The organism is Phyllobacterium sp. SYP-B3895 (assembly GCF_009647635.1).
In the GTDB taxonomy this organism is placed as follows: Bacteria; Pseudomonadota; Alphaproteobacteria; order Rhizobiales; family Rhizobiaceae; genus Phyllobacterium; species Phyllobacterium pellucidum.
Genome location: NZ_WJIG01000005.1, coordinates 50,140 through 61,703, shown reverse-complemented (window position 1 = coordinate 61,703; position 11,564 = coordinate 50,140). Strand labels below are relative to the sequence as shown.

Annotated in this window: 12 protein-coding genes; 5 read left to right on the top strand and 7 right to left on the bottom strand. The window is 60.6% G+C overall.

The window, feature by feature from the left end:
• Nucleotides 1-88 precede the first annotated feature (88 nt).
• From fae to GF108_RS21330, 7 genes are all read right to left on the bottom strand, one after another.
• Nucleotides 89-595 (bottom strand): formaldehyde-activating enzyme, encoded by a 507-nt coding sequence (gene fae, locus GF108_RS21360; RefSeq protein WP_027232877.1) that lies wholly within the window; start codon nucleotides 593-595, stop codon nucleotides 89-91.
• 166 nt (nucleotides 596-761) lie between these two features.
• Entirely contained in the window at nucleotides 762-1,613 is an 852-nt protein-coding gene (locus GF108_RS21355; protein ID WP_370462269.1) for a triphosphoribosyl-dephospho-CoA synthase, read from the bottom strand.
• Complete coding sequence (locus GF108_RS21350) at nucleotides 1,610-2,524, bottom strand: RimK family alpha-L-glutamate ligase (protein ID WP_153670353.1); 915 nt, start codon at nucleotides 2,522-2,524, stop codon at nucleotides 1,610-1,612. The genes GF108_RS21355 and GF108_RS21350 overlap by 4 nt, the downstream gene beginning before the upstream one ends.
• A gap of 11 nt (nucleotides 2,525-2,535) precedes the next feature.
• Nucleotides 2,536-3,495, bottom strand: coding sequence for a methenyltetrahydromethanopterin cyclohydrolase (mch, locus tag GF108_RS21345; RefSeq protein WP_153670352.1), 960 nt, complete (start codon nucleotides 3,493-3,495; stop codon nucleotides 2,536-2,538).
• A complete protein-coding gene (locus GF108_RS21340) occupies nucleotides 3,492-4,673 on the bottom strand; it encodes an ATP-grasp domain-containing protein (protein ID WP_246664075.1) in 1,182 nt (393 codons plus the stop codon). Before GF108_RS21340 ends, mch begins: the two co-directional genes overlap by 4 nt.
• Nucleotides 4,651-5,547 (bottom strand): NAD(P)-dependent methylenetetrahydromethanopterin dehydrogenase, encoded by an 897-nt coding sequence (locus GF108_RS21335; protein WP_153670351.1) that lies wholly within the window; start codon nucleotides 5,545-5,547, stop codon nucleotides 4,651-4,653. The genes GF108_RS21340 and GF108_RS21335 overlap by 23 nt, the downstream gene beginning before the upstream one ends.
• A 36-nt stretch (nucleotides 5,548-5,583) precedes the next feature.
• On the bottom strand, nucleotides 5,584-6,549 hold the full coding sequence (locus tag GF108_RS21330; protein ID WP_153670350.1) for a beta-ribofuranosylaminobenzene 5'-phosphate synthase family protein: 966 nt from the start codon (nucleotides 6,547-6,549) through the stop codon (nucleotides 5,584-5,586).
• A 103-nt stretch (nucleotides 6,550-6,652) separates the two neighbouring features.
• Here GF108_RS21330 and GF108_RS21325 point away from each other — a divergent pair, with 103 nt between their 5' ends.
• The 5 genes from GF108_RS21325 (at nucleotide 6,653) to GF108_RS21305 (ending at nucleotide 11,553) form a co-directional block, all read left to right on the top strand.
• On the top strand, nucleotides 6,653-7,042 hold the full coding sequence (locus tag GF108_RS21325) for a 4a-hydroxytetrahydrobiopterin dehydratase (RefSeq protein ID WP_153670349.1): 390 nt from the start codon (nucleotides 6,653-6,655) through the stop codon (nucleotides 7,040-7,042).
• 83 nt (nucleotides 7,043-7,125) lie between these two features.
• Entirely contained in the window at nucleotides 7,126-8,217 is a 1,092-nt protein-coding gene (locus tag GF108_RS21320) for a tungsten formylmethanofuran dehydrogenase (RefSeq protein ID WP_153670348.1), read from the top strand.
• Nucleotides 8,211-9,845, top strand: a complete 1,635-nt coding sequence (locus tag GF108_RS21315; RefSeq protein WP_153670347.1) for a formylmethanofuran dehydrogenase subunit A — start codon at nucleotides 8,211-8,213, stop codon at nucleotides 9,843-9,845. Before GF108_RS21320 ends, GF108_RS21315 begins: the two co-directional genes overlap by 7 nt.
• Entirely contained in the window at nucleotides 9,833-10,741 is a 909-nt protein-coding gene (gene fhcD, locus GF108_RS21310) for a formylmethanofuran--tetrahydromethanopterin N-formyltransferase (protein ID WP_153670346.1), read from the top strand. The genes GF108_RS21315 and fhcD overlap by 13 nt, the downstream gene beginning before the upstream one ends.
• Complete coding sequence (locus tag GF108_RS21305; RefSeq protein ID WP_153670345.1) at nucleotides 10,738-11,553, top strand: formylmethanofuran dehydrogenase subunit C; 816 nt, start codon at nucleotides 10,738-10,740, stop codon at nucleotides 11,551-11,553. The genes fhcD and GF108_RS21305 overlap by 4 nt, the downstream gene beginning before the upstream one ends.
• Nucleotides 11,554-11,564 lie beyond the last annotated feature (11 nt).

Sequence of the window (11,564 nt, the reverse complement as noted above, 5' to 3'; positions counted from 1 at the left end):
AAACCTAGAATCCCAAGAGTTTTGCCAACCGGCGCAGCAGGCCATCCGGTTCAACAGAGGGCGCGCTCTGTGCGGGGTTGTCTCTTGTCTATGCGCTGAAGGGGTGCTTCACGGAATCGCGCTGGGCGGTTGCTTCCGCGGCCGTCGGCTTGCCCGTTACTGCGCGTTGGATAGCTTCCTTCGTGGCGCGATAGTTGTAGTCCTGGATCTTCGCGTCGCTCTCTGCTTCCCAATGGATGAAAACGCCAACGCAGATGAAGATATCGTCGGCTTCGTCCGCAGGGATCGTTCCGTCGGCAACACTGTCCTGAACCGCCTTGGCAACAGCATGCTGTGCCGGTCCGAACATCTGGACGGCCTGCTTGGCGCCCTTGATGGTAACCTTGTTGAACAGGATCGTATTGGGTTTGCATGCGAGGTTCGGAGCAATGACGGCAAGCAGGGAGGTGAAACCATCCTTGTTGTTCGTCAACGCATTGCAGAATGCCGTCTCAACGGCGCTGCCACGCGGCCCGATCAGAAGATCGATATGCGCAACTTCATTTCCGTCGCCAACCAGCGACTCGCCAACCATAACTTTATTGATTTTCGCCACAGCCTATTTCCTCCCTATAGTGGTCCCAAATGGTTCGTCCAAAGTTGCCGCACCTCGAGACACGACGCTCGATGGACAGCTATCCTTGTTCGCAGCACCCTTGAGTTGGGGGTCGGTTGGCCAGATAGCAGCGGATGAAATCCACTGACGAAATTCAATCATTTACCTAGGGAATATGCAAGACCAAGTTGAGTTGTAGCGCAAAAAGGGTTGCAACGGTGAGGTCGGCGGACGTGCCCGGGTTGATGCCTTCATCCTTGAGCTCGGCATCGAAGGCGAGGAGCAGTTTCTCCCGTTCAGTGCTGTCCTTAAGAGCGTGGACACGCTCCAGTATATGCGCCGCCTTCTTGCGTGTTGCTTCAGCGCGCGCCGCACCGAACTTGCGAGCGATGTGACTATCGGCAAAGGCCGACAGGTAATGGAGATAGAGGAAAACGACGGGCCACATCTGCTCCTCGCCCGCTTGGACAGCGGCAGCGTGCGCGGCAAATCCGCCGCTGAAGATATCGGCAAAGCCGGTGGCATATTGGCGGGCAATCATGTCACGGTCGGCTGCCTCGCGCATCGCTTCGAGTAGGGTGACTGCGGGTTCTTCTACCACGTCATGCCTGGTGGCGGAACCGAGACCGCCGGGCTGCGCAAGGACGATCGCAGCGAACGCATTGCGCGCGTCCTCGATGTCGAGCGCCGCAAGCACGGCATCAAGGTTCGCGCGCAGGTCTGCGCCGCCGCGCTCCGCAGCTTGTGTCAGCGGCGCACAAAGGAGAACGATGCCGAGATTGGTGTTGGTTTCAACCTTCTGCCGCGTCGCCCTGATCGCGCCAAGGATGCGCGCGCCAATGGCAAGCTCAGGGTCCGCAATCGAGGTTGCCGAGGCCTGCGCGCTGTCGAAGAACTGTGCGGCGCTCATCTTGTGGCCGTCGGCAAATCGATGCACGTTTCCCGGTTTGAGCGCGTCGATCTCGTGATAACAGGCATCGATATAGGCACGCCTTATCTGCTCCCGTGTCGGTTTCACGCTGCGGGCCTTTCATCGAGTGCAGGAGCGATGCGGGCGGCGAGGGCACTGGCGATACGATCGGCAATGCGCACCGGCACGACCGATTGCAAGCCGGTCCAGGCCGGCATGCTGTTGACCTCAAGGACGAGAAGGCGGCCATCGGCGGCGGGCACGATATCGATGCCGGCAAAGTCCGTGCCGATGGCTGCAGACGCGGCGAGTGCCAGGCTTTCGAGGAGCGGGCGCACGGTACCGATGACGGGTTCGGCCTTGGCGCCCTTGGCCATGTTGGTGATCCAGCCGTCGGCGCGGCGCGCCATCATGCCCAGCACCTCACCCGCGCATGTAAAAACCCGGTAGTCGGAAAAGGGCGGTCCCGAATGCGCAACGTAACGCTGCAGGTAATAGATGTCGTCGACCTCCTCGGGCTGGGGGAGGTCTTCGACGCTCCTGATGAGGCGTAAGCCCTTGCCTTGCGATCCAAATAGCGGCTTCAGCACCAGGGGGCCGTGCCCAAGCTCGCGCTCGGCAACGTCGCGCGCGTTGGCGAGGTTCTCGACGGCAAAGGTCTGCGGCGTCGGCAGACCGGCATGCGCCAACAGAAAGGTGGTCGTCGATTTGTCAACGCAGCGCTCGATTGCCTTGGCCGAGTTCCACACCGGAACGCCCATTTGCGCGAAGGCATGCAGGATGCCAAGCCTTCGGGTAATCGCCTCGAAGGATCCTGATGATATCGAACGCACGATGACACCCGCAGGCAGAGCGCCGTTCAATCCCGGGATCGCAAGTCCCGAGGAGAAACGGGTATCGAAAGCGATATCGGCAAGGTGCAAGGTGAGGATACTGAAGCCGAGACGCTCAAGCGAAGCCTGCAATTGTCTGACCTGCCGATCGGCCCGGTCGGATAGGATCAGTATCGTTTCTGGCATCTATAGTCGTCTCACCCCAGGGATTGCTCGAGCATTTCATCATCGCGGCTGCCGCTGCGAAACGTATCGCCGGTTTCGATTGCGGTTACAATCACCTCGGCAGGGCTGAAGAGATGCGGATCAATTGCGTAGAAGTCGCCTTTGAATGCCTTGAATATGTCGGCGAACGGCCGGCCATGGTCGCGTGAGCGGTGGCTCGGCAGCTGCTCGGCAAGGTCGCGGGCCGCTTGCGAACTGCCACGCACATAAAGCTGGACGATGCCGCCGTAGATAATGGCGTCGTTGGTGCGGCCCATGGCTTTCAAGAAGTCCGGATGCGGGGCAGGTATTGGAGCCCGTCCCGCGCCGTCGACAATGGCATCAAGCGGAAAGTTGAGATCGTGCGCCTTATGGAGGGCGACTTCGAGGACCCGCCCGACGATCTGCATCGAACCGGTGAGGCTCTGCGTCGGCGCATAGATGAAGGTCAATTGCGATGGGTCGAGCTTCGTCGCCTTCGCAACTTTTTCGACGATTTCCGCCGGTGGTGGCGTCGCTGCTTCAAGCATCACCACGGAAGACTGCGCCTCGGGCTCGCGATAGGGGATATCCTTGAATAACGGCTCGACTCGAGCGAGAGCCCGCACCGGTCCGGACCCCATGGCGAAATATTTTTCGTGCGAGAGGTTCCACCCGGCGTACTGACTGGCAAGGCAGGCAAGGACCGGCTGCGACGAACGCACGTCTACTGTGTATGGCCATTTGCCAAAACTGCGATCGAGGCTGGCCGAGACGGTGGCAAGCCCGCCCATGCAGATTTCGACAATGCGCAGGCCGGCCTCTATTCCCCCGCGAGCCTTGGCCCCGGCGTCGATCAAGTGTTCGCCGAGGCTGCCGCGACCATGGCTTATCCCGAGCCGATCGGCGTCTTCGATCATCGCGTCAGCGAGGCGCTGTGCATTCCTGTTCAGATAGGCATGACCGTCCCTCATGCGAAATCCTCCTCCCAATTGATCGCCAACGCCCTGACGCGGTGCCTTACGGCGCGCTCGGCTGCTACTGCCGAGGACGCCGACGCAAACACGGTGCAGACCGGATCCCCCGCACTGAGTGCAGTTCCGGATGTCTGGTGATCGGCTGTCATCGCCGGCCAGTCGACCGGCGGAAAGGCCCTGATTGGCCTATTGGTGTAAGCGATGGCCGATGCGGCCGAGCCGCGATAGGCAGGAACCGTAATGGAAGCGCCCGCTACTGCACGCAAATGTTCACGCAGCAGCGGCGTTGCGTCGCTGTCGAAAATATCGAGCGTTGCCCCCGGGCGGGGATTGATTTCGATGAGACTGAGACCGTTTTCGGCCTCGATGAAATCGGCGCTGCACAGACCGACAAGGCCGGCGCGCTGCGTCAGGGCCGAGAGCCAAGCCTCAATTTGTAAAGCCCTGCCACGGTCGTAGCGGCGCAGCCGCACCGCGCCGCCATAGCGAAACGGCGCATTGGGATGTGGCGATGGCCACTGCCGACTGAAGCCGACAATATGAGCCGTCGTTGCATCTGCAAGGAACAGCGCTGAAAGGTTCTTGCCTTCGACGAAGCGCTGGAAATAGTGTCCCGTTTGCGGGCCATCGTGTTCGAAACTGCTCCCCTCCGTCACCGATAGGGGGGGCTGGATGGCACTATGCCCATTCAAACGCTTGACGTGTGAGCCGCCTGCTCCCCCGCCTAGTTTTGTCAGCCAGCCCGTTGCTTCCAAGGGATTGTCGAAGCGAATCTCCGGATGTGGGATGGAAAACTCATGGCAGAGGCTTGCGAGGCTGGCGGGTTCTTTCACCAGCCGGACCGTGTCGGCCGCATTGCCGCCAAGCGAAAACGTCTTGGCGATTGCTTCCAGCATTTCGGGTCGGCGCTCGAACCCCGATCCGTAAACCAGCGCGACTGGTTGGGCTTCACCGGCAAGTCCGGCAAGGGTCTCGACGATTGCATGCGGATCAATCCCGGCCTCAAGGCTGCCGTGAAGCTTAACGGCCCGTTCAGCAAGCTCGAGTGTATCGGCATCGTTGAAAAGATCGGCAACCAGTGGCCGCAGACCGGCGCGCCGAGCGGCGGCCGCCAGCGAGCGCCCGGATATCGCGGCGATCAGGATCGCGGCATTATTTGGCAAGTTCGCGAGCAAGTGTGAAAGCGTCCCGGAAATCATAGACGACCGGCTTCTTTGCCTTGATCATCTGTTCGAACAAACCAGCCTGCGTCTTGTATTTGACGTTGCCGATGGAGAGTGGACCAATGCCGACAGCCTGTGTCGCATCGAGCGGTTCGCCATTGGCATTGACCTTGAGCCCTTCAATGCCGGCCGGAGGTACCGCGTTGACGTCGGCGGCGACGAGCAGCCCGCCTGCCGATCCGAGTTGCGCCTTTGACAGGACCTGCACGCCGGCCTTGGCGGCGGCGAGCACCACTTCTGTTGCGCGCACGATGGCGGTTTTGTACGCATCGGTCGAGCCGTCAGCAGGCTCGACCACGACGCCGAAACGCTCCTTGATCGACGCTGCGATATCCGTCACGCGATCAATGCCGTCATGGCCAACGATGGTAACATTGGCGCCTTCGCTGGCGGCGATCACCGCCGTGCAATAGCCGACGACCCCGGTTGCGCCAAACACGGCAACAGCCGTTCCGGCGAGGCCGCGATCATGGTGTTCGATAAGGGCCTTTTCCACCTTGGCGACCATGGCAGCCGCAGTGGTGAACGATCCTGCCGGATCGGCAAATACCGATATCTCGAACGGCGGAACCATGGCTTTTTTTGCTGCACCCAGCATGTCAAGCGCGAGCGGCGCATCCTTGCCGGCGATGAAGATGCCGGTTGCGACGCCGGCATCGGGCGGGCGGGAAAAAATCGCATCCTGAACAAGGTTGCCGATATCGGCGAGGCCGACATCCGTATAGGGAATTGCCGCATCGAAACCGGCATCGAGCGCCATATTCACATCGAACGGGCTCATGTGCCGGAGTGGCGTCAACATGTGAAGGATCGTCTTGCGGCTCATCGTGCCCGCTCCTTTCTGGCTGTGGCGCCCATGATTTCAAGCTCTGGCGAGATTGAGGGCGCTGTGCGTGATCTCCGCGCCCGCGTTCCGGCCGGCAACGATCTGGATCGTCGTGCCGGGTGCGCGGCCGACAATGGCGCTGACGATACGTTCCGCCTCGGCTTGCGTCTGTGCAAAGGCAAATCCGGTCGGACCCCAGGAACTTTGCCCGATGCCAAGGGCGCCCGCGTCGGCGAGCCGGTGCAATGTCGCCTCGACCTTGCGACTCGTGAAAACGCCCCCTTGGGCCGGCGCGAAATAGCTACCGATTTCGGTCTGGATGGACGCAATCCCGCGCGCGAAGGCAGCAAGGTCGCGCTCGACCAGTGACGGCATGATCCCCAGGAGTACGGTGCGTGCGATCGAAGCGGATGTCGCGACAGGAAACAGAGGAAGTGCACGGAAAGCAGCGATCTCGGCGTCGCCGTGGATGCCATGGGCAGCATTGTCGAAGACGAGAATGATGCGCCAGGCGTCCGGAAATGCGAAACGGGCAACAACTGTCGGTGCCCGGTTGGTATCGCCTTTCCCAGCGTCGATGATGACGCCGCCTTCATCGAACGCCGCAATCCCGATGCCCGAGCGCGATCCGCGCTTCAAGAGCACGGCGTCGTTGGCTGGCTCAAGCGGCAGTCCGTGGAGAGTGCGCAATGCGGCTGAAACGGCGAGGGCAATCTGTGTACCGGAGCCAAGACCGATATGGGGCGGGATCGCATGTTGGATGCTGATCCTGTGGTGCGCCTTGATGCCGAGATGTGTGCAGAGCGCTTCGAGGTGCTGGGTGATACGCGCCTGTTCGTCACCGGCCACATGCGTCTCGGCGCTACGTGCAATCGTCAATGTCGTCGCAATGTCTTCGATGGGCAGGCCAATGCTGCCGAAGCGATCGTCCGGCGAGCGGGGAATATCGAGAAAGCCAAGATGCAGGCGGGCCGGGACTTTGATAGTGACGGAATCCGACATTTGCTTATTCTTTACATAATCTCAAAAATCGGGCCCACCGCTATGATATCGTCTTTCGAACTCGGCGCAAGCGCGATGCGCGACGAAATAGGGAGGAATGCCAATGACCGATGAACCGAAGATCAAGGAACGCGTCTATTCCGAAAGCGAAATCGTCGCAAAGCTCAAGGATGAACTGCCATATTGGCGCTACGAGAACGGTTGGATTCGCCGCAAATACAAGACGCATAGCTGGAAGTCGACATTGATGGTCATCAACACGATCGGGCATCTCGCGGAGGCCGCATGGCATCATCCGGATCTTAAGGCATCCTATGCCTGGGTCGAGGTCCTCCTCCAGAATCACGCGGCCAAAGGCATTACCGACAAGGATTTCGAACTCGCCAAGAAGATCGAAAGTGTGGTCCAGTGGCAACCAGGCAAGGAGACGGGATCGCTCGAAGGAACGCCGCAAACAGACCAGCGCTTTGCCTATGTAAAATACGACGATTGACCGCGTGATTTTTGCCTGGCGTCAGGGTTCACAATCGAAAAAGAAGTAGCTAAGTTAATCTTGGCACCAGAAAGATGCGGAATATGTCGGTTGCATGGATTGGCAGCCAGCCGGTATCCTTGATGGATGCGATACAGAATGTTGCAAAGCTTCTGGTATCAAGCCGCTGTCCAGTATTCACCATAGATGCGGATGTGCATGGTACGCGCAGTGCGATTGCACTCGCGGAAAGGATAGGCGGCGCCTTCGATCATATCCATGGCGACACGCTCGCAAGGGAGGTGGCGCTGTTCGCCGATCAAGGCGCCATGATCACGACGCCGGGTGAGACGCGGCGCCGTTCCAGCCTCATCGTTCTCGTCGGGGACATCCCTGTTGCCCATCATGAACTCCTGCTCCATCTAGCAGGATCCAATCCTGATCTCGGCGATTGCAGCAAGCGGGCCTGGTTTCATGTCGAGGGCGCATTGGAGCCCACCTCGGACGCGGGTCGCCTCCATCGCAAGCTCAGATCCGTTGCGATCGGCGGGGAGGGCCTCGGGCTTGCGGGCGTGCTCGCTGCCCTGCGCGCGGATTTGCTGGGGCGAAATCAGACTGGTTCGCTGGCAAATGTCGATCGCCTGAAGAACGCGCTCGGCAAGAGCCGGTTTCCGGTCTTTGTCTTTTCCGGCACTATGAATTCGCCGGACCTTGCCATGCTCCAGGGACTGGTGGCCGACCTCAACAAGCAAGGTCGCGCCAGCAGTCTGTTTCTTCCCACGGACGATGATGCCTGGGGTACCGCCCTCACATCACTGTGGATGACCGGTTTTCCACCCCGTACAGGATTTTCCGATAGCCTCCCAAGCTATGACCCCGTGCGATGGGACACCCAGCGTATGGTTCGCGACAAGGAAGCGGACCTTCACGTCTGGGTGTCCGCACGGGGAACAATGCCGCCGAAAGGCAGGATCGGACTGGTCTCCTTGGGCCGGACGGAAAAGCGGACGGAAGGAGCTGCCGTGACGATATCGGTCGGCAGGGCGGGAGTCGATCATGACGGGGTTGCCTTCTCAAGCAGGATCGGCACGTTCCATTCGCTGACAGCTTCGGCACCGTCCGAATTGCCGAGCATAGCAAGCGTGCTGCAGCAGCTTGCGCTTGTTCTTCCCGGGCGAAAGGGTCTGCCATGCTGATCCGTCTCGCGGGGGGAGACGTGGTCGATCCGGTCAATGGTACAAGTGGCCGCCGTGACCTGTGGATCAGGGACGGTGTTATTGTGGCGGCTCCCGAGGGCGGAGCAGCAGACGAAACGCACGACTTATCCGGTTGCATCGTCATGGCAGGCGCCATCGATATTCACTCGCATATCGGTGGCGGCAATGTGAATACGGCGCGTCTGCTGCTGCCCGAGCAACACGCGGCACATCAGCCACGCCCGGCACACACCCCGCTTTCCAATGCGGGCTGGTCGACCTATCAGACCGGGTGCCTCTACGCTCAGATGGGCTTTACCACGGTCGTAGAGCCGGCCATGGCCCCGAGCACCGCCCTTCACACGCATCTTGAGCTTGCCGACATACCCATCATCGACAAGGCGACGCTCGCCATTCTCGGCAATGACGATTTTACCCTTTCGCTGCTGCGCGATGAAAAATCGACGGCGATGCTCGACGATTATGTTGCCTGGATCGTCGGTTCGTCCCGTGCATTGGGCGTCAAGGTAATCAATGCCGGCGCCGCCGCTGCCTTCAAGGATAACGTGCGATCGTTTTCGTTCGACGACGTCGTGCCTGAATATGGTTTGACCTCGCGCAGCATCGTCAAGGCGCTGCAGGCATCGGTCACGCGGCTCGGCATTCCGCATCCCTTGCATGTCCACTGCAACAATCTCGGCATAGCCGGGAGTGCCGACACGGCCGCGGCGACGATTGCCGCAACCGAAGGCACGCCACTGCATCTGGCGCACCTGCAGTTCTACGGCTACGGGACCGAAGGCAAGCGCAAGTTCTCGTCCGAGGCCGCGCGGCTCGCGGAACTTGTCAACGGCAACCACGACGTGACGATCGATATCGGCCAGGTGATGTTCGGCCAGACAGTGACGATTTCGTCCGACGTCATGCGCCAGTTCTCGGCACTCGGTAATGCAAACCCTAAGAAATCCGTCATTATCGACGGTGACGGCAATAGCGGTGGCGGCATTGTTCCCTATCGCTACAAGCACGACTACTATGGCTCGCTGCAGTGGGCGGTAGGGCTCGAGCTCTTTCTCCTGATTACCGATCCGTGGCGCGTGTTCTTTACGACCGACCATCCCAACGGTGCGCCCTTTACCGCCTATCCGGAATTGTTCGAACTGCTGATGAGTGCCGAGGCCCGCGACGCCAAGGCGACTGAGCTAAATGCCGGGGCATTGGAACTGACGACGCTGGCTTCGGTTCGGCGCGAATACACATTCGAGGAGATCGCCATCATGACGCGGGCCGCGCCGGCAAAGCTCCTCGGCCTCAAGGATCGGGGCCATCTAGCGGCGGGTGCGATCGCCGATATTGCCGTTTACCGGCGCGGCAAGGACATCGCGAAGATGTTCCGCGAAGCCGCGCTCGTCTTCAAGAACGGCGAGTTGGTCGTCAAGAACGGCAAGGTGACGAAATACCGTTGGGGCAAGGCGTTGCGGCTCAATCCGCCGGCGGACAAGGCCATGGTAAAACGCATGCGGGACTATCACGACGAGCGCTACGGCCTGTCCCTGGAGTGGTTCACATTTGCTGATACCGCGATTGCCCGCGAAGAGCCGTTTGCGGAGGTCTCATGCAACAGCTGAGCCGCAATGGGGTCGTCATCGACGATACATTTGCCGAAGCCTTCGGCATGCGGGCCACCGCAATCCTCATTACAGCGCCGACCCTGAAGTGGGCTCGCCAGGCAGCGATCACCATGACCGGCTTTGCGACCTCCGTGATCGGCTGCGGTTGTGAGGCTGCCATCGATATGGACGTGCCGGAGAACCAAACACCGGATGGCCGGCCGGGCTGCCGCGTCATGATCTTCGCCATGAGCACTGACGATTTGCAGAAGCAGCTCAAAACCCGGCTCGGCCAATGCGTGCTGACCTCGCCGGGAAGCGCGTGTTTCGCCGCGCTCGACGGATCAGCGCGGCTCGATCTTGGCAATTCGCTGCGCTATTTCGGTGACGGCTGGCAGATCTCGAAGAAGTTCGGCGACCGCCACTACTGGCGCGTGCCCGTCATGGATGGCGAATTTCTCTGCGAAGCGACGACGGGCCTTACCAAGAATGCAGTCGGCGGCGGCAACCTGCTTTTCCTTGGGGCGGATAATGCCAAGGCGCTGCATGCCGCCGAGCAAGCGGTCGCCGCCATCGAAAAAGTGCCGGGTGCAATCATGCCGTTCCCAGGTGGTATCGTTCGGTCCGGCTCGAAAGTCGGCGGGAAATACAAGGGCATGATGGCTTCGACCAACGATGCTTTTGCGCCGACGCTGCGCGGCGTTGTGAATTCCTCACTCACGGCGGACGTCAACGCGGTTTTGGAGATCGTCATTGACGGCGAAACCAGCGATGCAGTTGCCGCGGCGATGCGCGCCGGACTGAAGGCGGCGATCGATCTTGGCCCGAAGCGTGGAGCGCTGCGGATCAGCGCTGGCAATTATGGCGGCAAGCTTGGCAAGTTTCACTATCATCTGAAGGACTTGTTGCCATGAAAGCCATGACCTTCACCCTGCTTTCCGAGCCCGAGGAGCGCCTCGATCTCTCCGTCCTTACGCCAACAGGCATATCAGGGCTCTCGCTCGCACAGATTGAAAGGTTGCGCGTCGGTACAAGCCGCAAACCGGCCGTCGTCGGCGACCTGTTCAAATTGGCCGGAAAAGATGCCGAAAACCTCATCGTCGAGGGCGGAAGCGCCCGGTTCGACCGTGTCGGGGCCGGTATGGGTGCTGGCAGTCTGCGCGTTGTTGGAAATGTCGGGAGCCAGGCGGGCCGCAAGATGTCCGGGGGATCGCTGCTGATCGAAGGGAACGCTGCCGATAATCTGGGATCTGGCATGGCTGGCGGGCGAATCGAACTTATGGGCAACGCCGGCAATCACGTTGCCGCACCGCTTGCCGGCGAACTCGCAGGCATGGAAGGCGGTGTCCTCATTGTTCGGGGCAGGGCCGGCAATTACGCCGGCGACCGGTTGCGTCGTGGCACGCTCGCAATCGCCAAGGGCTGCGGCGATCATCCGGGCTATCGCATGATCGCAGGGACCATCGTGGTTACGGGCAAGGTCGGGGCGATGCCGGGCTACCTTATGAAGCGCGGCTCGTTGCTCTTCGATCGCCACCCCGAGGCACTGTCGCCGACCTTCATCCCTTGTGGGCGGCCGGATATCGCTTTTTCCGGCCTTTTCGACCGCTACCTCATCGCGGAAGGCATCCTCGACCGCCCCCTGCTTGGCAACAGGCCGGGGAAATATGCGGGCGACAATTCCGTGTCGGGAAAGGGCGAGATCCTGTATCGCAGCGCGCGCTAGCCTCCGGACGA

Bases quoted from the DNA above. Each gene is read 5' to 3' on its own strand.
- mch (WP_153670352.1), bottom strand. From the start codon at position 3,495: ATGAGGGACGGTCATGCCTATCTGAACAGGAATGCACAGCGCCTCGCT.
- GF108_RS21315 (WP_153670347.1), top strand. From the start codon at position 8,211: ATGCTGATCCGTCTCGCGGGGGGAGACGTGGTCGATCCGGTCAATGGT.
- GF108_RS21335 (WP_153670351.1), bottom strand. From the start codon at position 5,547: ATGAGCCGCAAGACGATCCTTCACATGTTGACGCCACTCCGGCACATG.
- fhcD (WP_153670346.1), top strand. From the start codon at position 9,833: ATGCAACAGCTGAGCCGCAATGGGGTCGTCATCGACGATACATTTGCC.
- GF108_RS21320 (WP_153670348.1), top strand. From the start codon at position 7,126: ATGTCGGTTGCATGGATTGGCAGCCAGCCGGTATCCTTGATGGATGCG.
- GF108_RS21330 (WP_153670350.1), bottom strand. From the start codon at position 6,549: ATGTCGGATTCCGTCACTATCAAAGTCCCGGCCCGCCTGCATCTTGGC.
- GF108_RS21305 (WP_153670345.1), top strand. From the start codon at position 10,738: ATGAAAGCCATGACCTTCACCCTGCTTTCCGAGCCCGAGGAGCGCCTC.
- GF108_RS21350 (WP_153670353.1), bottom strand. From the start codon at position 2,524: ATGCCAGAAACGATACTGATCCTATCCGACCGGGCCGATCGGCAGGTC.
- GF108_RS21325 (WP_153670349.1), top strand. From the start codon at position 6,653: ATGACCGATGAACCGAAGATCAAGGAACGCGTCTATTCCGAAAGCGAA.